Genomic DNA, 25,493 nt, shown 5'->3' with positions numbered 1-25,493 from the left:
GCACCCGTTTTAGGCCCCCACGACCCCTTCTCCGTCGCGCGGTATATTGGTGGGTCGGGCCGACCGGAGTCGGGCTTTCCCATCCCCCACGTACTGAGGTGGCGCAGTTGTCCAACGCCCGATCCGATCGGGATGCCGTTCGCGCGCAGGAGATCGCAGTCGAGCAGCAGTACCTCACCGTGCTGTACGACAAGCTGGACGCCTTGCGCCAGGAGACCACGCAGCGGTTGAAGGACACGCTGCGCGACAGCGGTGGTCCGCCGCAGGCGCGCACCGAGCGCGACATCTCCACCCGGATGTACACCGACAAGCTCACCCAGCTCAGCGCGGTGGAGCACGGGATGTGCTTCGGACGGCTGGACCTGGACACCGGTGAGACCTTCCACGTCGGCCGGCTCGGGTTGTTCGACGAGGACAACGAGTACGAGCCGCTGCTGCTGGACTGGCGGGCCCCCGCGTCCCGGCCGTTCTACCTGGCCACCGCCGCCGCGCGGGACGGCGTGCGCCGCCGGCGGCACCTGCGCACCAGCTGGCGCAAGGTCCTCGACTACGAGGACGAGGTGCTCGACCTCGACGCCGCTGAGCAGGGCAGCGACCTCGGGCTGGCCGGTGAGGCCACGCTGCTGGCCCGGCTCGACGCCCGCCGCACCGGGCAGATGCAGGACATCGTCGCCACCATCCAGGGCGAGCAGGACCAGATCATCCGCGCGGGCATGAACGGCGTGCTGGTCGTGCAGGGCGGGCCGGGCACCGGCAAGACCGCCGTGGCGCTGCACCGCGCGGCTTATCTCCTCTACACGTTCCGCGAGCAGCTGTCCAAGCGCGGCGTGCTGGTCGTCGGCCCGAACGAGACGTTCCTGCGCTACATCGGGCAGGTGCTGCCCTCGCTCGGTGAGACCGGCGTGCTGCTGTCCACTGTGGGCGGTCTGTACCCCGGGATCACCGCCACCGGCGTGGAATCCGCGCGGGCGGCGGAGATCAAGGGCCGCGAGCGCATGGTCGACGTGCTCGTCGCCGCGGTCCGGGACCGCCAGCAGGTGCCCGCCGACCACGTCGAGGTCACCTTCGACCGCGAACCGCTGCGCATCGACCGGAAGACCGCGACGCAGGCCCGCACCCGCGCCCGCCGCGCCCGCAAGCCGCACAACCTGGCGCGCCGGATCTTCCGCAACGAGATGTTCTCCGCGCTGACCCTGCAGGTCGCCGACCGACTCGGCCGCGACCTGCTCGACCGGCGCGACCTGGACGAGATCAACGTGGAGCTGCGCGCCGACCCGTCGGTGACCGGCGCGCTCGACGAGCTCTGGCCGGAGATCACCCCGCAGCAGCTGCTCGACGAACTGCTCAGCTCGCCGGAGCGGCTGGCCACCGCCACCCGCAAGCACCTCGACGACGACGAGCGCGAGGAACTGCTGCGGGCCGCGGGCACGCCGTGGACCCCGGCCGACGTGTCGCTGCTGGACGAGCTCGCCGAGCTCCTCGGCGAGGACGACGCGCAGGCCCGCGCCGAGCGCGAGGCCCAGGAGCGCGAAGAACTCGCCTACGCGCAAGGCGTTCTGCACATCATGGAGCAGGACGAGGAGATCGCCGACGAGGAGCGGCTGCGGGTGTCCGACGTGCTCGACGCCGAGCTGCTCGCGGAGCGCTTCCGCTCCCGCAGCGATCTGACCGCGGCCGAGCGCGCCGCCGACGACCGCACCTGGACGTTCGGGCACGTGATCGTGGACGAGGCGCAGGAGCTGTCGCCGATGGCGTGGCGGGTGCTGATGCGCCGCTGCCCGAGCCGGTCGATGACGCTGGTCGGCGACGTCGCCCAGACCGGGGCGCTGGCCGGCGCGAACGCCTGGCACGACGTCCTGCACCCGTACGTCCAGGACCGCTGGAAGATGGTCGAGCTGACCGTCAACTACCGGACCCCGGCCGAGATCATGGACATCGCCGCCGACGTCCTGTCCGAAATGGACACCGACCTGGAGGCGCCGACCTCGGTGCGCACCAGCGGCCACCAGCCGTGGGCCCGCCGCGTCGACGACCTGGCGGCGGAGCTGCCGGAAGCGGTGTCGGCGGAGCTGCGCGAGGTCGCCGACGGCCGCCTCGCGGTGCTGATGCCGCCGCAGGTGCTGGCCGGGATCGGCCCGCAGCTGGCGGATGCCCTGCCCGAAGCGGCGATCGGCACCCGCGCCGACGACCTCGACGCCCCGGTGGCCCTGCTGACCGTGGAGCAGGCCAAGGGCCTGGAGTTCGACGCGGTGCTGGTGGTGGAACCGACGGCGATCGCGGAGGAATCCGAGCGAGGTCTCAACGACCTCTACGTGGCCCTGACCCGAGCAACCCAACGCCTCGGAGTCCTCCACACCGACGAACTCCCGGAAGCACTGCGCAGGATCGGCTGAGCCCATCGAGGGCTGCTGTCCTCCCGGCCTCCGCAGCTGGAACAGTTGGCCGGGTGATCTCCGAGCTCGCGCAGCGCCTCCGGGCACTCGGTCACGACGGTCTGCTGGCGCTGCTGAAGAACCGTCCGGAAAGCGTGCTCGCAGGAGCTCGTTCCCTGCAACGGCTTGCGGCCGTGCTCGACTCCCCCGGCGCGGTGGAATCCGCATTGGAACGGCTCGACGCCGGCTGCCACGAGGTGCTCCGCGCGCTGTGCGCGCTCGGCGACGGCTGCACCCGCGAGCAGGTCGAGCAGGTGCTCGGCGGTGGCGCCGAACTCGACCGCGCGCTCCGGGAACTGGCGGAACGCTTCCTCATCCAGCTCGACGAGCACGGTTCGATCCAGCTCGCCGCGCCCCTGCGCACCCTCCGCACCGCAGGGCTGGGCCGCCCGATCGCGAAGCTCCTGAACGCCCACGCCAGCACCACCGTCCGCGGCATCGCCGAAGCGCTCGGGCTGGAGCGGGCCAGCACGAAGGCCGACACGATCCTGCGGATCGCGGAGTTCGTGCAGGATCCCGCGCAGGTGTCCGCAACGCTGGCCAAAGCTCCCGGTTCGACCGCAGAAGTCGCGATGGAACTGGCCCGCGACACCTCCGGGGCCTTCGCCTTCCCCGGAGAGCCCACAGCGGTGCGGTGGATGATCAGGCGCGGCTTCCTGATCAGCGCGGACCAGTGCCGCACCGACCGCGGACCGTTCGAGATGCCGCGCGAGATCGGGCTGGCGCTGCGCGAATCCGATGACCGCGCGACGCTGCGGCCGCCTCCCCCTGAGCCGCCCACCAACGTGGTCGACCCCGCCGAGGTCGACAAGGCGGCGGCGCTGGCCGCGACCAGTTTCGTCGATGGCGTGGCCCGGCTGCTCGATCATTGCGCGACCGATCCGCTGGCGATGCTACAGAACGGCGGAGTCGGTTTGCGGGTCCTGAAGCAGCTCGCGAAGGTCCTGAAGACCGATCAGCACGAGATCCGGCTCTGGTTGGAGACCGCCGCCGCGGCCGAGCTGCTCAGCCTCGACGATGCGGGCCACCTCGTCCCGTCGAACCTCGCCGACGACTGGCAGCGGTTGGCACCGGCGAAGCGCTACGTCTGGCTGGGACGCACGTGGTGGGAGCAGCCTGCCGCCGCGATGTTCAGCAAGGTCGTGGACAAGCCCGGTCCAGCGATGCTGCCCGGTGACAGTGCTCTCGACCGAGCGCTGCGCATCGACCTGGTGACCGAGCTCGCGGCCTTGGAACCCGGCGCAGCGCTGGACGAACCGGGCCTGCTGAACGAGAAGCTGGCCTGGAAGCGACCGATGATCTATCGCAGCGCCGCCGACCTGGTCGATCCGATGCGGGTCAACTGGGCTGAAGCCGAGGCGGTCGGTGCGGTCGCCCGCGACGCGCTGTCGACGCTGGGCCGTTGCTTAAGCGACGACCAGGCGTTGCTGGACGCAGCGCTCCGACTGCTTCCCCGAGCGGAGGAAACGGTGCTGCTGCAAGCGGATCTGAGCGCAGTCGTGGCGGGCACGCCGAGCGGGGACGTCACCTCCACGCTGAACCTGATGGCCGAGCCGGAAGGCCGGGACACCGCATCCACCTGGCGGTTCAGCCCGGATTCCGTGCGCCGCGCGATGGATCAGGGGTACTCCGCCGAGGATCTCCTGGGACGGCTCGCCGAGATCTCCCGCGCTGATGTCCCGCAGCCGCTGGAGTACCTGATCAAGGACGCCGCACGGCGGTTCGGGCAGTTGCAGGTGCGCAGCGTGCGGTGCTGCGTGCTCGGGGACGAAGCCCTGGTGCTGGAGGTCAGCAGGCACCGCGCGCTGCGCGAGCTGTCGCTGCGGGTCCTGGCGCCGACCGTGCTCGCGTCGGGCAAACCACCCGAGGAAACCCTGACGGCATTGCGGAAGGCGGGGTACTCCCCGGTGCAGCAGGCGGACGACGGCACCGTCGTGATCGAACGCGCCGTGGCCACCGACGATCGTCCGCCGGTTCTCGTGGCACAGCCGCACTACCTGGACCCGGCGCCGGACCTGCCGGACGAAGCAGAGCTCCGCGAAGTGGCCATGCACCTGCTGGCGCAGCCGGACGACGTCGCACGACCTCCGGTCATGGTGGACCTGGTGGAGAACACACCGGCCAACGTGGGCCGGATCCTCGCCGAACGGGCCGCCGGGCTGTCCGACCTCGAACTCGAACTGCTCGAAGAGGCGTTGGCGACCGGAACCGACCTGGAGATCTCATATCGGGACCAGCGGGGCAGCTGCACGACCCGCGTCATCACACCGCACTTCATCGCGGGGGAATACCTGGAGTCCTACTGCCACCTGCGGGACGACGACCGCCAGTTCCGCCTGGACCGGGTCCGCGCCGTCTCCCCGCTGAAACGCCGCCCGACTCGATGAGCCCAGGTGGCCTGGTCAGGACCCGTGAGCACTTTGGGTTGCTATAGCGACCCAAAGTGCTCACGGGTCTTGGGCGGCGTCAGCGGAAGATCGGGGCCGCGTAGTGGGCCAGGGCCGCCGTGAGCTTTTCCTTGTCCTCGCGGATGTCGTCGACGTCGATCAGGCGGTAGCCGGTCCAGCCGTCGTGCTGGAACATCCGGTCCTGCGGCACACCGGGGTTCGCGCCGCCCTGCGGCCACACCACCAGGTAGGTCGCGGTGCCCTTCTCGCCCTTCGGCTTGGGCAGTTCCTGGACCGCGACGCGCGCGATGTACTGCCAGCCCAGCGCGATCCGCACCTTGTCGGCGGGGTGCTCCAGCAGGATCCCCCGCTCGTCGATGCGCATCGTGAACGGCCGGAAGCTGTTGATCAGCAAGATGATTCCGACCACCACCAGCACCGGAGCCCCGAAGAACAAGAACGGGATCCGGCCGCCCTCGCTGAACCAGCCGATCACCAGCGCCGTTCCCACCACGCCCAGAACGATGGCGATGATCGCCGTGATCAGGCCGAGCGCGCTCTTGCGGAAGTCCACAATTCCCCCAAAAAAACACTTGCGGTACAACAACTCCGGCCCAACCGGACCGCGCAAGATCCTAAGCAACGCACCCGCCCCGAACGGACCGGTTCCGCGAAGGACGACCCATCTCACAAGGAAGGGCGCTTTCGGGGGAGTTGCCGAACGCGCCCTTCGCAGCGGGAATCAGACCGCGAGCGGCAGTGCCGTCGGGTGGACCGGGGACGGGAGCTGGGAGGAGCCGGTGAGGTAGGCGTCCACCGCGTTGGCCACCGAGCGACCCTCCGCGATCGCCCACACCACCAGGGATGCTCCGCGGTGGGCGTCGCCGCAGACGAAGACGCCCGGGGACTTGGTCTCCCAGTTGGAGCCGCAGCCGATCGTGCCCCGCTTGGTCAGGTCGATGCCCAGGCCGTCCAGCAGCGGCATGTGCTCGACCCCTTCGAAGCCGATCGCCAGCAGCGCCAGGTCGCAGGGCAGCTCTTCGGCCTCGTCGGAGACCGGGACGACCTGGCGGCGGCCGTTCTCGTCGCGCTGGACCTTCACCTCGCGGAGGCGGACCGCGCGGACGTTGCCCTCGTCGTCGCCGACGAACGACTCGATCGCCACCGCGAACTTGCGCTCCCCCGCCTCCTCGTGCGCCGGGTAGGTGCGCAAGATGTAGGGCCAGGTCGGCCACGGGGAGCGGTCGTCGTCGCGGGTCGTCGGCGGCTGCGGGTAGTTGTCCAGCTGGGTCACCGACAGCGCGCCCTGGCGGGTCGCGGTGCCGTAGCAGTCCGCTCCGGTGTCGCCGCCGCCGAGGATGATGACGTGCTTGCCCTGCGCCGAGATCGACGTCGGGCCGTCGCCCTCGCACTCCTTGTTCGCCGGGACCAGGTGCTCCATGGCCAGGTGCACGCCCTTGAGCTCGCGGCCCGGGATCGTCGTGTCGTCGCGGCCGCGCAGCGCGCCCACCGCGAGCACCACGGCGTCGTAACCGGCCCGCAGGTCCTCGACGGTCAGGTCCACGCCGACCTCGCAGCCGGTGATGAACTTCGTGCCCTCGTCGCGCATCTGCGCCAACCGCCGGTCCAGGACGGACTTCTCCATCTTGAACTCGGGGATGCCGTAGCGCAGCAGCCCGCCGATGCGGTCGTCGCGCTCGTAGACGGTCACCTCGTGCCCGGCGCGGGTCAGCTGCTGGGCAGCCGCCAGCCCACCCGGCCCGGAACCGACCACGGCCACCCGCTTGCCGGTGTGCGCCTCGGTCACCTGCGCGGTGACGTACTCGTTCTCCCAGCTGACCTCGGCGATGGTCTCCTCGACCCGCTTGATGGTCACCGCGCCACCGGCCTCCGGGGAGATCGCCAGCACGCAGGCCGCCTCGCACGGTGCGGGGCACAGCTTGCCGGTGAACTCCGGGAAGTTGTTGGTGGCGTGCAGCCGGTCGCTGGCCGCCTCCCACTGGCCGCGGCGCACCATGTCGTTCCACTCCGGGATCAGGTTGCCCAGCGGGCAGCCGGCCGAACCGGAGTGGCAGAACGGGATGCCGCAGTCCATGCACCGCGACGCCTGCTCCGCGACCTTCGCGCTGCGGTCCTCAGTGGACAGAGCGGCGTAGACCTCGTGCCAATCGCCCAACCGGTCGTCGACGGGACGCTTGGGGGCGTCGGCCCGGGTGTGCTTCAGGAATCCCCTCGGGTCAGCCACGGGAAGCCTCCATGATCGCCTCGTCGATGTCCCGGCCCTCGATCTTGGCCATCCGCATGGCCTCCAGGACCCGCTGGTAGTCGCGCGGCATCACCTTGCTGAACGCCGCCGATCGCCGCGGCCAGTCGCCCAGCAGCGAGGCCGCCACCGCCGAACCGGTCAGTTCGTAGTGCCGCTGCACGGTCTCCTGCAACCACTTCAGCTCCTTGGCGCTGGGCCGCTGCAGGTCCACCATCGCGGTGTTCAGCCGCACCGGGTCCAGGTCCAGCACGTAGGCGATACCGCCCGACATGCCGGCGCCGACGTTGCGGCCGGTGCCGCCCAGCACCACCGCGCGACCGCCGGTCATGTACTCGAAGGCGTGGTCACCAACGCCCTCGGAGACCAGCAGCGCGCCGGAGTTGCGGACGCCGAAGCGCTCGCCGACCCGACCGCGCAGGAAGACCTCGCCGCTCGTCGCGCCGTAGCCGATCACGTTGCCCGCGATCACCTGGTTCTCTGCGGCGAACGCCGAATCCGGGTGCGGGCGCACCACGATCCGCCCGCCGGACAGGCCCTTGCCGACGTAGTCGTTGGCGTCGCCGACCATGTCCAGCGTGACGCCCGGCGGCAGGAACGCGCCCAGCGACTGCCCCGCCGAGCCGGAGAGCTCGACGTGGATGGTGTCGGTGGGCAGGCCCTGACCGCCGTAGCGGCGGCTGACCTCGGCGCCCAGCAGCGTGCCGACGGTGCGGTTGACGTTGCGCACCGGCAGCTCCAGCTTGACCGGGCGGGCGTCCTCCAGCGCCGCCTCGGCGAGCTGGATCAGCGTGCGGTCCAGCGCCCGGTCCAGGCCGTGGTCCTGCTCGCGGACCCGGCGCCGCACCGACGAGTACGGGGTCTGCGGCTCGGCGAACACCGGGGTCAGGTCCAGGCCGCGGGCCTTCCAGTTCTCCACCGCCTCGTCCACGCCGAGCGCGGAGACCTGGCCGATCGCCTCGTCCAGGGTGCGGAAACCGAGCTGCGCCAGGTATTCCCGCACCTCCTGGGCGACGAACTCGAAGAAGTTCACCACGTGCTCGGCCTGGCCGGTGTAGCGCTTGCGCAGCTCCGGGTTCTGGGTGGCCACGCCCACCGGGCAGGTGTCGAGGTGGCAGACGCGCATCATCACGCAGCCCTCGACCACCAGCGGAGCGGTGGAGAAGCCGTACTCCTCGGCACCGAGCAGCGCGGCGACCACGACGTCGCGGCCGGTCTTGAACCCGCCGTCGACCTGCACCGTGATGCGGTCCCGCAGGCCGTTGAGCAGCAGCGTCTGCTGCGCCTCGGCCAGCCCGACCTCCCACGGCGTGCCCGCGTGCTTCAGCGAGGTCAGCGGCGCCGCACCGGTGCCGCCGTCGTGGCCGGAGATCAGCACGACGTCCGCGTGCGCCTTGGACACACCCGCCGCGACCGTGCCGACGCCGATCTCGGAGACCAGCTTGACGTGCACGCGGGCGTGCTCGTTGGCGTTCTTCAGGTCGTGGATCAGCTGCGCCAGGTCCTCGATCGAGTAGATGTCGTGGTGCGGCGGCGGCGAGATCAGCCCGACGCCCGGCGTCGAGTGCCGCGTCTTGGCCACCCACGGGTACACCTTGTGGCCGGGCAGCTGACCGCCCTCACCGGGCTTGGCGCCCTGCGCCATCTTGATCTGGATGTCGGTGCCGTTGACCAGGTATTCGCTGGTCACGCCGAACCGGCCGGAGGCGACCTGCTTGACCGCCGAGCGCCGCTCCGGGTCGTAGAGGCGGTCGACGTCCTCGCCGCCCTCACCGGAGTTGGACTTGCCGCCGATCCGGTTCATCGCGATCGCCAGCGTCTCGTGCGCCTCGGCGGAGATCGCGCCGTAGCTCATCGCGCCGGTGGAGAACCGCTTCAGGATCTCCGAGATCGGCTCGACCTCGTCGATGTCGATCGGCTCCCGGCCGCTGTCCAGCTTGAACAGCCCGCGCAGCGTGCCGCCCTCGGCCGACAGCCGGTCGCACTCCGCGGTGTAGCGGCGGAACACGTCGTACTTGCCGGTCTTGGTGGCGTGCTGGAGCAGGAACACCGTCTCCGGGCTGAACAGGTGCAGCTCGCCCTCGCGGCGGTAGGAGTAGTCGCCGCCGACCTCGAGCTTGCGGTGCACCCGCTCGGTCGGGTTGTCCGGGTACGCGCGGCGGTGCCGCTGCGCGACCTCCTCGGCCAGCACGTCCAGCCCGACGCCGTCGAGCTTGGAGGTGGTGCCCTCGAAGTACTCGCCGACCAGCTCGGCGGACAGGCCGACGGCCTCGAAGACCTGCGCCGCGGTGTAGGCGCCGACGGTGGAGATGCCCATCTTGGACATCACCTTCAGCACGCCCTTGACCAGCGCCTGCACGTAGTTGCGGATCGCGGTCTTGGCCCGGGTGCCGGTGATCTGCCCGTGGGCGATCATGTCCTCGATGGTCTCGAACGCCAGGTACGGGTTGACCGCCGCGGCGCCGTAGCCGAGCAGCGTGGCGATGTGGTGCACCTCGCGGGCGTCACCGCTCTCCACCACCAGCGCCACGCGCAGCCGCTCCTTGGTCCGCACCAGGTGCTGGTGCACCGCGGAGACCAGCAGCAACGACGGGATCGGCGCCATCTTGTGGTCGGAGTCGCGGTCGGAGAGCACCAGCACGCGCGCCCCACCGGCGATCGCCTCGGAGGCCTCCTCGCGGACCCGCTCGATGGCCGCGGCCAGGGCCTCGCCACCGCCGTCGACCTCGTACAGGCCGGACAGCACCGCGGAGGCGAAACCGGGCAGGTCGCCGTCGTCGTTGACGTGGATGAGCTTGGCCAGCTCGTCGTTGTCGATGACCGGGTTGGGCAGCACGATGTGCCGGCAGGACGCCGCCGAGGGCGTCAGCAGGTTCTGCTCCGGGCCCATCACGCGCGCCACCGAGGTGACGATCTCCTCGCGGATGGCGTCCAGCGGCGGGTTGGTGACCTGCGCGAACTGCTGGACGAAGTAGTCGTAGAGCATCCGCGAGCGCTGCGAGAGCACCGCGGGCGGGGTGTCCGAGCCCATCGAGCCCAGCGGCTCACCACCGCTGGTCGCCATCGGCGCCAGCAGCAGGCTCAGCTCCTCCTCGGTGTAGCCGAAGGCCAGCTGGCGGCGCACCACGGACTCGTGGGTGTGCACCACGTGCTCGCGGTCGGGCAGCTCGTCGAGGTTGAGCAGCCCGGCGTGCAGCCACTCGTCGTAGGCGTGCTCACCGGCCAGCTCGGACTTGATCTCCTCGTCGTCGACGATGCGGCCCTGCTCGGTGTCGATCAGGAACATCCGGCCCGGCTGCAGCCGGCCCTTGGCGACGACCTCGGACGGGTCGAGGCCCAGCACGCCGGTCTCGCTGGCCAGCACCACCCGGTCGTCGGCGGTGCGCCACCAGCGCGCCGGGCGCAGGCCGTTGCGGTCCAGCACCGCGCCGACCAGCGAACCGTCGGTGAAGGTGACGCAGGCCGGGCCGTCCCACGGCTCCATCAGGCTGGCGTGGAACTGGTAGAACGCCTTGCGCTTGGGGTCCATCTCGGCGTGGTTCTCCCACGCCTCCGGCACCATCATCAGCACCGCGTGCGGCAGGCTGCGGCCGCCCAGGTGCAGCAGCTCCAGCACCTCGTCGAAGGAGGCGGAGTCCGAGCCGTCCTCGGCGCAGATCGGGTACAGCCGGGACAAGTCGCCCGGGATCAGGTCCGATTCCAGCAACGCCTCGCGGGACCGCATCCGGTTCCGGTTGCCGCGGATGGTGTTGATCTCGCCGTTGTGCGCGACGAAGCGGAACGGGTGCGCCAGCGGCCACGACGGGAAGGTGTTCGTGGAGAACCGGCTGTGCACGATCGCGATCGCGCTGACCAGCCGCTCGTCGGTGAGGTCCGGGAAGAACGCGGGCAGCTGCCCGGTCGTCAGCATGCCCTTGTAGACCATGGTCCGGCTGGACAGCGACGGGAAGTAGAGCTCCAGGCCCTCCTGCGCGGCGGCCCGCTCGGCGCGCTTGCGCAGGCAGAAGGCCAGGCGGTCCAGCTCGATGCCGGCCTCCTCGCGCTGCCCGGCGACCAGCAGGGTCGCGAAGTGCGGCATGCACTTCAGCGCCGTGGTGCCCACGCCCGCCTTCTCCGGGGTGATCGGCACGTCCCGCCAGCCCAGCACCTTCAGCTGCTCTTCGGCGGCGACCTGCTCCACCAGCTCGATCGCGCGGCGGCGCTGCTCCTCGTCGGCGGGCAGGAACACCATGCCCGCGGCGTAGCGGCGCTGGCCGAGGTCGTCGGCCTCGGGCAGCTCGACGCCCGCCTCGGCGCGCAGCAGCTCGTCCGGCAGCTGCACCAGGATGCCCGCGCCATCACCGCTGGTCGGCTCGGCTCCAGCAGCACCGCGGTGTTCGAGGTTCGCCAGCGCGGTCAGCGCATCGGCGACGATGCCGTGGGAACGGCGCCCGCGGACGTCGGCGACCATGGCGACACCGCAGGAATCCTGCTCCGCAGCCGGGTCGTACAAGCCCTGGGCTGCTGGGACGGCGGAGAAGACCATGCGCAGACCTCCCTCGTCAGTTCTCGTGCTCGGAAGTCGACAGCCGCACCGGCTGACCTGACTTCATGACTTCTGGGCACGGGACGACGCTGGCCCGCAGATGACTTCCGGTGTCACGACAGAAGTTTTCGGGCTTTCGAAAGCCCGCTCGTGACCGGAGCGTTCAGAGAACTTTAACAGCCAGGATACCCAGAAGCATTAGTTGTCGAGTGATGCTGACCATCTTGTTGTAACGCACCCGTGTGGGTTACGGGAGTCCGCGCGGACGGCGGCTGCCCAGGGGTTTCGTCATCGCAGACCTCCCGACGCGAGTTCGGGGACGTTCCTCGTGCGTTGCGGATGGCGGGCAGCACCCGCCGCGTGCGGCGGCTAGCCGCTCACCGGGCAGAACGCTCCGGGCCACGGCCCCGCCGGCAGTCGGGGCGCGCACCGGTGAACACGATCCGTTGCCAAATCTAACCGCTGGGTGGCCGCTGGCGGTAGGCCGTGCTCCAAGACACCCCGCAGCGCCTCGGCCCGTTGATCGAGCCCTGATATCTTTGCAGCTCAGAGCCCCCGTCCGCGGGGGCTCGCGGGACGCCAGCGCCAAGCGAAACCGGTGCGAACCCGGTGCTGTGCCGCAACTGCGATGGCCCGGTCTCGACCGGGCACGAGCCAGGTCGCCTTGCGCGTGGTGTCGATGTCCGCCACTCCCGGTGCAGGGGTGCGGTGTCGGCTTCCCCGGCCGCGCCCTCGATGCACCGGCCGAAACCGTAGGGAAGACATGACCGGGTTCCGCCGACTCGCCACCCTGCTGCTCGCCGCGCTGGCCCTGCTCGTCGGGGTCACCGGGTGCGCAACCCGACCCCACTCCCAGACCACGGCCCCGGCCGACGACCCGGCCTCCGCGTTCCCGGTCAAGGTGGAGCTGCCCGGCCAGCAGCCGGTGACCCTCCCGCAGCAGCCGAAGCGGATCGTCTCGCTGTCCCCGACCGCCACCGAAACCCTCTACGCCATCGGCGCCGGGGACCAGGTCATCGCGGTCGACCAGTTCTCCGACTTCCCGCAGCAGGCGCCGCGCACGAACCTCTCCGCGTTCACCACCGACGCCGCGGCCGTCGGCGGGCACGACCCGGACCTGGTCATCGCCCCGGACAGCGCCGGTCAGCTGGCCGAGGGCCTCAAGGCCGCCAACGTGCCGACGCTGCTCACCCCGGCGGCGGCGAACCTGGACGACGCCTACCGGCAGATCGAGGTGCTGGGCCAGGCCACCGGGCACACGCAGCAGGCCCGCGACCTGGTGGCCAAGATGCGCGGTGAGATCGACAAGATCGTGCGCGACACCCCGAAGCCGCCGCAGCCGCTGACCTACTACCACGAGGTCAGCCCGGACTACTACACCGCGACCTCGCGGAGCTTCGTCGGCAACGTCTACAACCTGTTCGGCCTGCACAACATCGCCGACGAGGCTGGCGGCGACTTCCCGCAGTTGTCCGAGGAGCACGTGCTGCAGGCCAACCCGAACCTGATCTTCGTCTCGGACGTCAAGTGCTGCCAGGTCACCGCCGCTTCCGTCGGCGAGCGGCCCGGCTGGAACACCCTCGACGCGGTGCACAAGAAGCACGTGTTCGAGATCGACGACGACCTCGCCGGCCGCTGGGGCCCGCGGGTGGTCGACCTGGTGCGCTCCGTCGCCGACGGGGTCACCAAGGCGCAGCAGGGGTGACGAGCACGCCGCTGCCGCAGACCAAGCTGCGACCCCGGCACGTGGTGATCGGGGTCGTAGTGCTCGTCGCCAGCGTTCTGCTGTCGGTGCTGCTCGGCGCGGCCGAACTCGGCTGGCGCCGGGTGCTCGCCGAGATCGCCGCGCAGCTCACCGGCGGCGTTTCGCCGCTGTCGGAGCGCGAAGCGGCCATCCTCTGGTACCTGCGGGTGCCGCGGGTGGTGCTCGCGGTGTTGGTGGGCGCCGCGCTCGCGGTCTCCGGCGCGGCCTTCCAGGGGGTGTTCCGCAACCCGCTGGCCGACCCGTACCTGCTGGGTGCGGCGGCCGGCGCGGGCTTGGCGGTCACGGTGGTGCTCACCGGCTCACCGCAGACCGCGCTGTCCATCCCGGTGCAGGTCGCGGCCTTCGCCGGAGCCCTCGGCGGCGTCGGCCTGACCTGGCTGGTCGGGCGCTCGGCCGGACGCGACACGGCCACCCTGGTGCTGGCCGGGGTGGCCGTCGGAGCCTTCCTCACCGCCGCGCAGACCTTCGTGCAGCAGATGCGCGTGGAGTCGTTGCAACAGGTCTACATGTGGATCCTGGGGCGCCTGTCCACCACGGGCTGGCGAGAAGTGCTGATCGTGCTGCCCTACCTCGTGGTCTCAGCGGTCGTGCTGTGCATCTGCGCGCGCCTGCTGGACCTCCTCGGCACCGGTGACGAGGAAGCCGCCGCCCTGGGCGTGCGCCCGGGTCGGGTGCGCTTCGCGGTGCTCGTCGCAGCGTCCCTGGCCACTGCGGCAGCGGTGTCGGCGGCAGGCCTGATCGGTTTCGTCGGCCTGGTGGTACCCCACCTGGTGCGGCTCGCGATGGGCGGCAGCTTCCGAATCATCGTCCCGATGTCACTGCTGTTCGGCGGAGTGTTCCTGGTCCTGGCCGACATGCTGGCCCGCACCCTGCTAGCCCCCGCCGAGATCCCGATCGGCGTGATCACGGCCTTCACCGGAGCACCGTTCTTCGCCCTCCTCCTACACCGGAGCCGGGCATGAACAGCCCAGCCACAACGTGTGCCAACCCCCACCCAACCGCACCTCAGGGGACCGTGACGCAACCCAGCCACAAGAAACCGCGAAACCGCAAGATCCCTCCCAAACGCAACCACCACTGTGAATCGCGGAGAGGCGGGGGAGCATGAGCAGGTTGGAGGTGCGTGAGCTGTCCGCTGGTTACCGGCGCGGCACGGTGATCTCCGGCGTTTCGACCACTGTGGACACCGGTGGCTGGCTGGGCATCATCGGCCCCAACGGCTCGGGCAAGTCGACGCTGCTGAAGGCCATCGCGGGCCTGGTGCGCCACTCCGGCGAGGTGCTGGTCGACGACCGCCCGCTGGCCGAGCTGCGCCGCCGCGAACGAGCCCGCGCGATCGGCTACGCCCCGCAGATCCCGCAGCTGCCGATCGGCCTGACCGTCACCGATTACGTGCTCCTGGGCCGCACCCCGCACCTGGGCGTCCTGGGCCGCGAAGGCCCGGCGGACCTGGAAGTCGTGCGCGGACTCCTCGACCGCCTGGACCTCGCGCGACTGGCGGACCGCGCCCTGGCCACGCTGTCCGGCGGCGAACGCCAGCGCGCAGTGCTGGCCCGCGCCCTCGCCCAGCGGGCCGGGGTCCTGCTGCTCGACGAACCGACGACCGGCCTGGACGTCGGCCACGCGCAAGCCCTGCTCGACCTGGTCGACGAACTCCGCCGGGAACTGGGCACCACGGTCGTCATGACCCTCCACGACCTGACCCTCGCGGCCCAGTACGCCGAGCACCTGCTCCTGCTCGACACCGGAGGTGTCGCAGCCGAAGGCACCCCCACCGAGGTCCTGACGCCCGAGGCCCTCGAAAAGCGCTACACAGCCCGGGTCACGGTCCTGCACACCCCCGACGGCTCACCCGTCATCGCCCCGATCCGGAACTGATCAATCGATGGAACCGCGTGCCACGACCCATTCCGCCAGTTGACCGGTCATCTCCGCGATGAACTCGAAGTCCTGGTCGTAGTGGAGCAGTGCGAGTGAGCTCCGTTCCGCGACTGCTGCGATCAACAGATCCGGGATCTTTCGACCACGGAGGCCTTGCGCCGATAACGCGCGTTGCACACCCCGAGCGCGAACGAAGTCAGCATGTTCGATCTCGATCAGCGGACAGAATCCGATCGCGCGCTGGATCGCATCCCATTCCGCCGCATTGCGGGCGGAATGCCCGAGCTCGAGATCAGTCATCGTGCAGCGGGCAAGAGCATGCGACCGGACGAGCTCGCTGACGGTCTTCCGCACGGGCTCCTTCCGCAGCCTAGACAGCACACTCGTGTCGGCGAGGTACTTCAGCGCCACGCGGTCTCACGGTCCTCGAAGTCGATTCCCGCGAGAACGTCGAGCGCAGCCTCGACATCATCGCCGTGCAAACTCATCCCGCCCGCTTGCCGCAGAGCGACGTTGATCGTGTCCTTGATCGTCTTGGTGCCGAGCTGCTCTCGCGCTGCAGCTAGGGCACCTTCATCCACATCAACTAGATGCTTCATGCACCCGAGTATATACGACGACACGTTTGTATATACCTCCTTTTCATCGTCCAGTCACTCGCCTTGAGATCAACTAAGCATCGAATATAGCGTCGCCAATATATCTCGTGCCAGCTATAATCGGTGAATGCGAGACAAGCAACTCGATCGAGTGAGGCGCGAGAATCCGGTCGCCGACCAGGGGGAGTACGACGAGTCGTACGCGGAAGCGTCGCTGGCCTTCGCGCTGGCTCGCCTCGTGTACGGGTTGCGCACGCAGGCCGGGATCACGCAGACCGAGCTCGCGCGCCGGATGAGCACGACGCAGTCCTCGGTGGCCCGGTGGGAAAGCGGCGGCAGCCTGCCGACGATCGACCTGCTGGATCGTCTCGGGCGCGCTGTCGACGTCCGCTTGGAGCTGGTGGCGTCACCGAGCGACACCACCGCCCCCAAGGACACCGGGGACAACGCGGTCGCTTTCGGCGCCCGGTGAGCCCCCTCCCCCGAGTTGGGACGCAAATTCCATTGAAATCGGACGTGCGATTTCAATGGAATTTGCGTACCTCCCCTCGGTGGCCGGCGGCTAAGCGGTGGCGAAGCGGGTGAGGACTGCTTCTGGGCGGATGGTGGGGAGCGCGTTGCGGAAGATGCGGTAGTACGCGAGTTCTTCCTTGGTGCGCACGGGTTCGTTGGTGGACTCGAGTTCCGCGTCGGTGATGCGGGATTCCCAGTGCGGGGTGAGCAGGTCCTGGGCTCCGGCACCGGTGCCGAACTGGACCTTGCGCCGCCACAGCAGTTCGTCGGGCAGCCAGCCGGTGAACGCGCGGCGCAGGTGCGCCTTCTCCACGCCGTCCTCGAGCGCCTTCAGCTCCTCCGGCAGCGACATGGCGTGCGCGATGACGTCCGCGTCGAGGAACGGGACTCGTGCTTCCAGGCCATGGGCCATGGTGACGCGGTCGCAGCGCTGCAGGTTGAGCCCGTGCAGCTCGCCGAGGGTGCGGGCGAGCTCGTCCTGCAGGTCGTCGGCGTGCGTTCGGTGGTAGTAGCCGTAGCCGGCGAACAGCTCGTCCGCGCCTTCGCCGGTCAGCACCACCTTGACGTGGTCGGCGGCCAGTTCGGACAGGAACCAGTTGGGCACCGCGCTGCGGATCAGGCTCGCGTCGAAGGACTCCACCGACCGCACGACGTCGTCGAGAGCGGCGATCGCCTGCTCGGCGTCGAAGACCACCTCGTGGTGCTCGGTGCCGAGGTGCTCCGCGGCGGCTCGAGCGGCCAGCAGGTCCGGCGAATCGGCGGAACCGACCGCGAACGTCTTCAGCCGCTGCCCGGCTTCGGCGCAGTCCGCTGCGGCGATCGCGGCGACGATGCTGGAGTCCAGCCCGCCGGAGAGGAACACCCCGACCTCGACGTCGGCCATCAGGTGCCGCCGGACGGAGTCGATCAGCACCTCGCGGGTGGACTTCTCCGCGATCTCGGCGGACATCCCGGCCCAGTCCGGCATCCCGACGGGTTCCGGCACGGGTTCGGCGAACCGGACGAGCCCGGTCTCCGGCGTCCAGGAGCAGCCGGGCGGGAAGGTCTCGACGGCTGCCTGCACGTCGGCCGGGAAGGCGCACAGCTCGGAGGCGAAGTAGCGGGTTCCGGCGACCTCGGCCCAGTACAGCGGCTTGATACCCAAACGGTCGCGAGCGGCGACGAAACGGCCGTCCGGCGCGGCCGCGCACAGCGCCCACATGCCCTGCAGCCGGTCGAGCGCAGCGGGGCCGAACCGCGCCAGCAGCACCAACGCCGACTCGCTGTCCGACGAGGTGCGGTAGTCCTGCTCGCCGAGATCGTCGCGCAGCTGCGCGTGGTTGTAGATCTCGCCGTTGCAGACCAGCGTCCAACCGTCCAGTCCGCGCAGCGGCTGGCGCCCGCCGTCGAGGTCGACGATCGACAGCCGGGTGTGCCCGAGCCACGCGTGCCTGCCGACCTCCCGCTGATCGGTGTCGTCGGGGCCGCGGTGCGCGATCGCGTCGACCATCGGCTCCCCCGCTGCGGCCGGGACGGACGTCGGGTGGTGCAAAGCGGCAATTCCACACATGGAACTCGACCGTAGAAATCACGAGCGCATGAGACAACGCAAGTTGCTCCATGCGCACGGATTCGCGAAGATGTGCTGGTGGCCACCGATAGCTTGAGCAGCGTCCAGCGAGCCATGGACGTGCTGCGCACCCTCGGATCCGGACCGCTGCGGGTGCAGTCGGTCGCCGAAGCGCTGGGCAAGGAGAAGACGCAGGTCTCGCGCACGCTGAAGGTGCTGGCCGAAGGCGGCTTCGTCGAACGCGACCCGGAAACGCTGGAGTACCGCCTGGGCTGGCAGCTCTTCGCCCTCGCCGGAGCGGCCAGCGACAGCCGCCTGCTGCAACAAGCAGCGCCGGTGGTGCGCGGCCTGATGCGCACCACCGGCGAGGCGGCGTACTTGACGGTGCTCAGCGGCAACGCCGCTGTGACGGTGCTGGCCGAACGCCCGGGCCGGGCGCTCCAGGCCAACGAGTGGATCGGCAGGCTTTCCCCGCTCAACTGCACGGCGAGCGGCAGAGCCCTGCTGCACGGACGCCCGAGCGACGAGCTCGACCTGATCCTGACCGCCCAACCGGAGAGGCTGCCCGGCACCGAACGGGCGCCCCGCACGGCGGAAGAGGTGCGGGAACGCCTGCGCGCCGAGCAGAGCGCGGGCTACAGCGCCGCCGTCGAGGAGTCGGAACCAGGCCTGGTCGCCGTAGCGGCCCCGATCCGCGACTTCCGCGGCACGACGGTCGCTGCGCTCAACGTCTCCGCCCCGGTCTTCCGGCTACCGCCGGACGACCTCGCCCGCGCCGCGGCGGCGGTGGTCGACGCCGCTTCGCGGCTCTCCCACGCGCTCGGCGCTCCGTAGCGTCAGTCCTTCTCGCTCTTCGCGCTCTCGGCGCTGCGCGCCTGCGAGTCGTCTCCGGAGTCCTCGGCTTTCGCCTCGGTCTCCTCCGACTCGGGCTCAGTCGCCTCCGGCTCCTTCTCTACCGATGGCTCCGAAGACTCCGCAGGCTCCGCGGCCTCCGCCGGGGCTGCGCCCGGCTCCGGCTTGCCCTGGAGCAGCTCGGGGTCCTCGCGCCCGCCGCGCACCAGCACCAGGTACAGGACGGCGCCGGCGAAGACGATCAGCGAGGTGAAGACGTTGATGCGGATGCCGAGGATCATGGTGGCCTCGTCGGTGCGCATCATCTCGATCCACAACCGGCCGAGGGTGTAGCCCGCGACGTAGAGCGCGAACACGCGGCCGCGGCCCATCCGGAACTTGCGGTCCGCCCAGATGATCACCAGGAAGATCAGCAGGTTCCAGAGCAGTTCGTAGAGGAACGTCGGGTGCACGACGGTGATCGGGGTTTGGTCCAGGGCCACGCCGCCGATCGGATCGTTGAGGCCGGTGGCCGGGTCGACGCGGCGGTAGATCTCCAGGCCCCACGGCAGGGTCGTCGGCGCACCGTAGAGCTCCTGGTTGAACCAGTTGCCCAGGCGGCCGATGGCCTGCGCCAGGATGATGCCGGGCGCGACGGCGTCGGCGAACGCGGACAGCGGGACGCCCCGCCGGCGGCAACCGATCCAGGCGCCCACGGCACCGAGCGCGACGGCGCCCCAGATGCCCAGGCCGCCTTCCCAGACCTTGAGCGCGTCCAGCGGGTTGCGGTCCGGGCCGAAGTACTTGTGCCAGTCCGTGGCCACGTGGTAAAGGCGCCCGCCGACCAGGCCGAACGGCACCGCGAACACCGCGATGTCGATGACGGTGCCTTCGGCGCCGCCTCGGGCCACCCAGCGGCGGCTGCCGATCCAGACCGCGGCGATGATGCCCGCGATGATGCACAGCGCGTAGGCGCGCAGCGGAATCGGGCCGATGTGCCAAACCCCTTGCGGCGGGCTCGGAATCGTGGCCAGGAACGAATTCGCCGTGGCGGCGACCGGGGCACTCACAGCCCCAACGGTATCGGGCGCCCCGAGCCGGGGCGCGCACACCCCGGAGCCCCGTTGCGGCGAACGGACCACCCGTCCCACCCGTTGGTGCGAACGGACCATCTGCCTCGGCCGTTGCGGTCAAAAAGCGAACGGACCGCTCGCCCCGCAAGACGGGACGAACGGTCCGTTCGTGCCGAAGTTCAACCGAGCGAGCGGACCGTTCACGCCGATAGGTGGAGTGAACAGGCCGTTCGCTTCAGATCAGCGGCTGCGGACGCCTCGCGCGAGTTCCGCGGTCAGCTCCCGGACGCCTTCGACGCCGTCCTTCTCGGCCCGGGTCACGAACGCCGAGCCGACGATGACGCCGTCCGCGAAGGTGGCGACCTCCGCCGCCTGCTCGCCGGAGCGGACGCCGAGGCCGACGCCGATCGGCAGGTCGGTGTGCGCGCGGGTGCGCTGGACCAGGCCCGATGCCGCCGAGCCGACGCTCTCGCGGGCACCGGTCACGCCCATCACCGACGTCGCGTAGACGAAACCGCTGGTCGCCTTCGCGGTCAGGGCCAGCCGCTCCTCGGTGGAGGACGGGGCGACCAGGAAGATCCGGTCCAGGCCGTGCTCGTCGGTCGCGGCGATCCAGTCCTCGCCCTCGTCCGGGATCAGGTCCGGGGTGATCACGCCGAGCCCGCCGGCGGCCTTGAGGTCGCGGGCGAAGGCGTTCACGCCGTAGTGGTGCACCGGGTTCCAGTAGGTCATCACCACGGCGTTGCCACCGGCCTCGGCGATCGAGGACACGACGTCGAAGGTGTCGCGGAGCCGGAAGCCCGCGCGCAGCGCCTTGTCGCTGGCCGCCTGGATCGTCGGGCCGTCCATCACCGGATCGGAGAACGGGATGCCGACCTCGACGATGTCGCAGCCGGTCGAGCCGTCGGTGCCGGTCAGCATCGCCCGGAACAGGTCCTTGGACTCCGGCACCGTCGGGTACCCGGCGGGCAGGTAGCCGATCAACGCGGCGCGCTGCTCCTCGCGGCACCCCTGGAAAACCTCGCGCAGGCTCACCGCGCACCCTCCTGAGCCTCGTCGACGAGACCGAAGTACTTCGCCGCGGTGTCCATGTCCTTGTCGCCCCGCCCGGAGAGGCTGACCACGATGATCGCGTCCGGGCCGAGCTCCTTGCCGAGCTCCAGCGCCCCGGCCAGCGCGTGCGCGGACTCGATGGCCGGGATGATGCCCTCGGTGCGCGACAGCAGCTTGAACGCCTGCATGGCCTCGTCGTCGGTCACCGACCGGTACTCGGCGCGGCCGGTGTCCTTCAGGTACGAGTGCTCCGGCCCGACGCCGGGGTAGTCCAGCCCGGCCGAGATCGAGTAGGCCTCGACGATCTGCCCGTCGTCGTCCTGCAGCAGGTAGGAGCGGGCGCCGTGCAGCGTGCCGGGCGTGCCCTCGCCGAGGGTCGCGCCGTGCTCACCGGACTCGATGCCGTGCCCGGCCGGCTCGAAGCCGACCAGCCGCACGTCGACGTCGTCGATGAAACCGTGGAAGATGCCGATCGCGTTGGAGCCGCCGCCGACGCAGGCCACCACCGCGTCGGGCAGCCGACCGGTCATCTCCAGCACCTGCTCGCGGGCCTCGTCGCCGATGACCCGGTGGAAGTTGCGGACCATCATCGGGAACGGGTGCGCACCCGCGGCGGTACCCAGCAGGTAGTGCGTGTGGTCGACGTTGGCGACCCAGTCCCGCAGCGCCTCGTTGATGGCGTCCTTGAGGGTCGCCGAGCCGGTGTTGACCGGGATGACCTCCGCGCCCAACAGCCGCATCCGCGCCACGTTGAGGGCCTGCCGCTCGGTGTCGACCTTGCCCATGTAGATCACGCACTCGAGGCCGAGCAACGCGCAGGCGGTGGCGGTGGCCACGCCGTGCTGCCCGGCACCGGTCTCGGCGATGACCCGGCGCTTGCCCATCCGCTTGACCAGCAGCGCCTGCCCCAGCACGTTGTTGATCTTGTGCGAGCCGGTGTGGTTGAGGTCCTCCCGCTTGAGCAGGATCCGCGCGCCGCCCGCGTGCTCGGCGAAGCGCTTGGCCTCGGTCAGCAGCGAGGGACGGCCCGCGTAGTTGCGCAGCAGGTCGTCGAGCTCGGCGAGGTACTCCGGGTCGCGCTGCGCCTTGGCGTACTCGGCGGCGAGCTCGTCCTGCGCCGCGATCAGCGCTTCCGGCATGAACCGGCCGCCGTAGTCCCCGAAGTGCCCGCGCTCGTCCGGGTCGTGCCCGTCCGGAACGGGCTTGCCCTGGCGGTGTGCGCGCGCGGTGTCCGCCCCCACGGTCATTGCCTTACCTCCTGTGCTTCGCCGACCCCGCGCTGCCCGTCAGCGGCTCGGCCGCGGGCATGCCGGGTGCGACCCGGCGGTCACCAGCTGGGTGACGGCCGTCTTGGGATTGTCGCTGGTCACCAGGCCCTCGCCGACCAGTACCGCATCCGCACCCGAGCCCGCGTAGGCCATCAGGTCGCTGGGCCCGCGCACGCCGGATTCGGCGATCTTGAGGATGTTCTGCGGCAGGCCCGGCGCGATCCGGCCGAACACGTCGCGGTCCACCTCGAGCGTATGCAGGTTGCGGGCGTTGATGCCAATGACTTTCGCACCCGCTTCCAGGGCACGGTCGGCCTCCTCGGCGGTGTGCACCTCGACGAGCGCGGTCATGCCCAGCGATTCCACCCGGTCGAGCAGCGCTTCCAGCGCGTTCTGCTCGAGCGCCGAGACGATCAGCAGCACCATGTCCGCGCCGTGCGCGCGGGCCTCGTGCACCTGGTACGGGCTGACGATGAAGTCCTTGCGCAGCAGCGGGGTGTTGACCACCTTCGCCCGCACCGCGTCGAAGTCGGCGAGCGAACCGCCGAAGCGGCGCTCCTCGGTGAGGACGCTGATCACCCGCGCCCCGGCGTCGGCGTAGTCGGCGGCCAGCTCGGCCGGCTCGCCGATCTCGGCCAGCTCGCCCTTGGACGGGCTGCGGCGCTTGACCTCCGCGATGACGCCCACGCCGGGCGCCCGCAGCGCCGCGAGCACGTCGTGCGGCGGTGGAGCCGCCGCGGACAGCTGCTTGATCTCGTCGAACGGAATCGCGGATTCGCGAACTGCCAGATCTTCGCGAACGCCTTCGATGATGGATTCCAGAACGGTCACGCGAACACCTCGCCGGCCCTGCCCCGAACAGCCACCCGCAAGTCCCTGATCCGCGAGTTGCATGCGCAGATGAACTCATTGCGCTCGATCACGACACTCCCCTTCCCGCCGTGCCGTCGCATGCCCGATGCTAAACCTCGCCCGGACCCCGGCCCACCAAGGGGTGTCCGGAACGTCCCAGCGCAGCAAGGACCTTCGGCCCTTGCGCGCAAGATGTTCGACCGTTCGGAACCGTGCCGAACTGGGTTTTCCGGCCCGACGAGGAAATCCGAAATTAATTCAGCGATCCTGATCGTCCGTTGGATCCCGACCGGCATCGAGGTCCTGCCACATCTGCCGGTCCGGATCGTGGGATTTCTTCTTCTCCGCACCCGGCGCCGAGTACTTCGCCCCCATAGCGGGCATTCTCCCTGCGCGCAGCACCACCAGCACCCCGGCCACCAGCAGCAACACCGCCCCGGCGATCAGCATCAGCGGCCCGAGCGGCTGCGGGTCCAGCGGGCCGACCGGCGTGCTCCCCGGCGGTACGCCGTCCGGCGCGCCGAACACGGTGAAGCTGTACACCTGGAACGCCCGCCAGATCAGCACTCCGCCCGCGGCCGCGATGAGCACGCCGACGATGCGCCGCAGCCACCCACCGGTGGCCAGCAGGGCCGCGACGGCGGTCAGCGCCGCCAGCGCCATCGGCACCAGTTCCGGTCGCACGTCGCCGCCGGTGACCCCGGCCGTGATCTCGGCGCCGAACGACGTGCGGTACTTCTGCCCGGCCCACAAGACCGCGCTGGAGCCCCAGAGCAGCCCTCCTGCGGCCAGCAGGAGCAGCACGACCGCCCACAGGAGCCCCTTGGAGCGCGGCTCCGGCTCAGATCCCGGCTCGGTGGTCAACCCGCTCCTCCGTCACCTGCTCGCCGCGCGGGCGGGACAGCGTCTCCGCCGTCGCGATCGCGTTCAGCACCGCGCGCGCCTTGTTCAGGCACTCCTGGTCCTCCGCGACCGGGTCCGAATCGGCCACGATCCCGCCACCGGCCTGCACGTAGGCCCGGCCGTCGCGGACCAGCGCGGTGCGGATCGCGATCGCGGTGTCGGCGTCCCCGGCGAAGTCCAGGTACCCGACGACGCCGCCGTACTGGGCGCGCCGCGTCGGCTCCAGCTCCTCGATCAGCTCCAGCGCGCGCGGCTTGGGCGCACCGGACAGGGTGCCCGCCGGGAAGCAGGCCGCGACCGCGTCGAAGGCCGTCTTGCCGTCGGCGAGCTGCCCGGTCACCGTCGACACGATGTGCATGACGTGGCTGTAGCGCTCGATGCGGAAGAAGTCGACGACGTGCACCGAACCCGGCTTGCAGACCCGGCCCAGGTCGTTGCGGCCGAGGTCGACGAGCATCAGGTGCTCGGCGCGCTCCTTGTCGTCGTTGAGCAGCTCCTTCTCCAGCAGCGAGTCCTCGTCCTCGTCCGCGCCGCGCCAGCGGGTCCCGGCGATCGGGTGCGTGGTGGCCTGCCCGTCGCGCACCGTCACCAGCGACTCCGGGCTGGAGCCGACGATGTCGAACGGGGTGCCGCCGTCCGGCGCCTCCAACCGCAGCAGGTACATGTACGGGCTGGGGTTGGTGGTGCGCAGGACCCGGTAGATGTCCAGCGCATCGGCGGAGGTGTCCATCTCGAAGCGCTGGGAGACCACGACCTGGAACGCCTCACCGGCCCGGATCGCCTCCTTGGCCTTCTCCACCGCCTCGTAGTGCTCCTCGGGCTGGCGGCGGCGGACGAACTGCGGGTCCGGCCGGGAGAAGGCGGCCACCGTCGGCTCCGACGGCGTGCACAGCTGCTCGGTCATCTCGTCGAGCCTGCGCACCGCGTCGTCGTAGGCCGCGTCCACCCGCTCCGGGCTGTCGTCCCAGTTCACCGCGTTGGCGATCAGGGTGATGGTGCCCTCGTGGTGGTCCAGCGCGGCCAGGTCGGTGGCCAGCAGCATGACCAGCTCGGGGATCTGCAGGTCGTCCTCGGTGAGGTCGGGCAGCCGCTCCAGGCGGCGCACCGAGTCGTAGCCGAGGTAACCGACCATGCCGCCGGTCAGCGGCGGCAGGCCCGGCAGCGGATCGGTCTGCAGCAGCCGGACGGTCTCGCGCAGCGCCTGCAGCGGGTCGCCGCCGTCGGGCAGGCCGACGGGCGGGGTGCCGGTCCAGTGGGCTTCCCCGTCGCGGACGGTCAGCGCGGCGGCGCTGCGGGCGCCGACGAAGGACCACCGCGACCAGGAACGCCCGTTCTCCGCGGATTCGAACAGGAACGTCCCGGGGCGGTCCCCGGCGAGCTTGCGGTACACCCCGAGCGGGGTCTCGTCGTCTGCGAGCAGCCGTCGCACCACCGGGATGACCCGGCGGTCCGCCGCGAGAGCGCGGAACTCCTCGCGTCCAGGACTGATTGAGCCGATATCACCGTCGCCGACCATGTCGTCATTGTGCCGCGCACCGGTTTCCTCCCGCGCGCGCCCTCCGGGCCGCTTTGCCCCGGGACCGCCGAGGCGGCCAGGAT

19 protein-coding genes are annotated in these 25,493 nt (G+C 70.5%); 7 read left to right on the top strand and 12 right to left on the bottom strand.

Translation table 11 applies throughout. From position 1 onward, the window contains the following. The first annotated feature begins 107 nt into the window (after positions 1 to 107). Positions 108 to 2,393 carry a HelD family protein gene (locus tag OU415_RS03800; protein WP_270947107.1) on the top strand — a complete coding sequence of 762 codons (2,286 nt, stop codon included), beginning with the start codon at positions 108 to 110 and terminating at the stop codon, positions 2,391 to 2,393. A gap of 53 nt (positions 2,394 to 2,446) precedes the next feature. Continuing rightward, complete coding sequence (locus tag OU415_RS03795; protein WP_270947106.1) at positions 2,447 to 4,819, top strand: helicase-associated domain-containing protein; 2,373 nt, start codon at positions 2,447 to 2,449, stop codon at positions 4,817 to 4,819. 79 nt (positions 4,820 to 4,898) lie between these two features. Here OU415_RS03795 and OU415_RS03790 read toward each other — a convergent pair whose 3' ends face one another. The 3 genes from OU415_RS03790 to gltB all read right to left on the bottom strand — a co-directional run bounded on the left by OU415_RS03790 (position 4,899) and on the right by gltB (position 11,607). Then, positions 4,899 to 5,393, bottom strand: coding sequence for a hypothetical protein (locus OU415_RS03790; protein ID WP_270947105.1), 495 nt, complete (start codon positions 5,391 to 5,393; stop codon positions 4,899 to 4,901). 168 nt (positions 5,394 to 5,561) lie between these two features. Then, complete coding sequence (locus OU415_RS03785; protein ID WP_270947104.1) at positions 5,562 to 7,064, bottom strand: glutamate synthase subunit beta; 1,503 nt, start codon at positions 7,062 to 7,064, stop codon at positions 5,562 to 5,564. Continuing rightward, entirely contained in the window at positions 7,057 to 11,607 is a 4,551-nt protein-coding gene (gltB, locus tag OU415_RS03780; RefSeq protein ID WP_270947103.1) for a glutamate synthase large subunit, read from the bottom strand. The genes OU415_RS03785 and gltB overlap by 8 nt, the downstream gene beginning before the upstream one ends. Before the next feature lie 763 nt (positions 11,608 to 12,370). On the opposite strand from gltB, the gene OU415_RS03775 reads away from it, so the two are divergent. The 3 genes from OU415_RS03775 to OU415_RS03765 all read left to right on the top strand — a co-directional run bounded on the left by OU415_RS03775 (position 12,371) and on the right by OU415_RS03765 (position 15,250). Beyond that, positions 12,371 to 13,312 carry an ABC transporter substrate-binding protein gene (locus tag OU415_RS03775; protein ID WP_270947102.1) on the top strand — a complete coding sequence of 314 codons (942 nt, stop codon included), beginning with the start codon at positions 12,371 to 12,373 and terminating at the stop codon, positions 13,310 to 13,312. Next, on the top strand, positions 13,309 to 14,334 hold the full coding sequence (locus OU415_RS03770) for a FecCD family ABC transporter permease (protein WP_270947101.1): 1,026 nt from the start codon (positions 13,309 to 13,311) through the stop codon (positions 14,332 to 14,334). Before OU415_RS03775 ends, OU415_RS03770 begins: the two co-directional genes overlap by 4 nt. A 142-nt stretch (positions 14,335 to 14,476) precedes the next feature. Then, positions 14,477 to 15,250, top strand: coding sequence for an ABC transporter ATP-binding protein (locus tag OU415_RS03765; RefSeq protein ID WP_270947100.1), 774 nt, complete (start codon positions 14,477 to 14,479; stop codon positions 15,248 to 15,250). On the opposite strand, the gene OU415_RS03760 is transcribed toward OU415_RS03765, so the two are convergent. Further along, positions 15,251 to 15,664 (bottom strand): PIN domain-containing protein, encoded by a 414-nt coding sequence (locus tag OU415_RS03760; RefSeq protein WP_270947099.1) that lies wholly within the window; start codon positions 15,662 to 15,664, stop codon positions 15,251 to 15,253. It abuts the gene before it with no gap. Next, positions 15,655 to 15,852 carry a hypothetical protein gene (locus OU415_RS03755; RefSeq protein ID WP_270947098.1) on the bottom strand — a complete coding sequence of 66 codons (198 nt, stop codon included), beginning with the start codon at positions 15,850 to 15,852 and terminating at the stop codon, positions 15,655 to 15,657. The genes OU415_RS03760 and OU415_RS03755 overlap by 10 nt, the downstream gene beginning before the upstream one ends. Positions 15,853 to 15,979: 127 nt before the next feature. On the opposite strand from OU415_RS03755, the gene OU415_RS03750 reads away from it, so the two are divergent. Continuing rightward, positions 15,980 to 16,324 carry a helix-turn-helix domain-containing protein gene (locus tag OU415_RS03750; RefSeq protein WP_270947097.1) on the top strand — a complete coding sequence of 115 codons (345 nt, stop codon included), beginning with the start codon at positions 15,980 to 15,982 and terminating at the stop codon, positions 16,322 to 16,324. 90 nt (positions 16,325 to 16,414) lie between these two features. Here the strand turns inward: OU415_RS03750 and asnB are convergent, their stop codons facing one another. Beyond that, positions 16,415 to 17,914, bottom strand: a complete 1,500-nt coding sequence (asnB, locus tag OU415_RS03745) for an asparagine synthase (glutamine-hydrolyzing) (protein ID WP_270947096.1) — start codon at positions 17,912 to 17,914, stop codon at positions 16,415 to 16,417. A gap of 78 nt (positions 17,915 to 17,992) precedes the next feature. Here asnB and OU415_RS03740 point away from each other — a divergent pair, with 78 nt between their 5' ends. Further along, entirely contained in the window at positions 17,993 to 18,748 is a 756-nt protein-coding gene (locus tag OU415_RS03740; protein ID WP_270947095.1) for an IclR family transcriptional regulator, read from the top strand. A 2-nt stretch (positions 18,749 to 18,750) separates the two neighbouring features. On the opposite strand, the gene lgt is transcribed toward OU415_RS03740, so the two are convergent. The 6 genes from lgt to OU415_RS03710 form a co-directional block, all read right to left on the bottom strand. After that, positions 18,751 to 19,815, bottom strand: coding sequence for a prolipoprotein diacylglyceryl transferase (gene lgt, locus OU415_RS03735; protein ID WP_270947094.1), 1,065 nt, complete (start codon positions 19,813 to 19,815; stop codon positions 18,751 to 18,753). A 243-nt stretch (positions 19,816 to 20,058) separates the two neighbouring features. Then, positions 20,059 to 20,853, bottom strand: coding sequence for a tryptophan synthase subunit alpha (gene trpA, locus OU415_RS03730; protein WP_270947093.1), 795 nt, complete (start codon positions 20,851 to 20,853; stop codon positions 20,059 to 20,061). After that, complete coding sequence (gene trpB, locus OU415_RS03725; protein ID WP_270947092.1) at positions 20,850 to 22,118, bottom strand: tryptophan synthase subunit beta; 1,269 nt, start codon at positions 22,116 to 22,118, stop codon at positions 20,850 to 20,852. Before trpB ends, trpA begins: the two co-directional genes overlap by 4 nt. 39 nt (positions 22,119 to 22,157) lie before the next feature. Then, on the bottom strand, positions 22,158 to 22,970 hold the full coding sequence (trpC, locus tag OU415_RS03720; protein ID WP_270947091.1) for an indole-3-glycerol phosphate synthase TrpC: 813 nt from the start codon (positions 22,968 to 22,970) through the stop codon (positions 22,158 to 22,160). A 279-nt stretch (positions 22,971 to 23,249) separates the two neighbouring features. Beyond that, positions 23,250 to 23,855, bottom strand: coding sequence for a Trp biosynthesis-associated membrane protein (locus tag OU415_RS03715; RefSeq protein ID WP_270947090.1), 606 nt, complete (start codon positions 23,853 to 23,855; stop codon positions 23,250 to 23,252). After that, positions 23,833 to 25,410 carry an anthranilate synthase component I gene (locus OU415_RS03710; protein WP_270947089.1) on the bottom strand — a complete coding sequence of 526 codons (1,578 nt, stop codon included), beginning with the start codon at positions 25,408 to 25,410 and terminating at the stop codon, positions 23,833 to 23,835. The genes OU415_RS03715 and OU415_RS03710 overlap by 23 nt, the downstream gene beginning before the upstream one ends. Positions 25,411 to 25,493: the final 83 nt, after the last annotated feature.

This window comes from Saccharopolyspora oryzae (genome assembly GCF_027853915.1).
Taxonomy (GTDB): Bacteria; Actinomycetota; Actinomycetes; order Mycobacteriales; family Pseudonocardiaceae; genus Saccharopolyspora; species Saccharopolyspora oryzae.
Note: the sequence above shows the minus strand (reverse complement) of the source record. Positions and strands in the feature narration are given on the sequence as shown.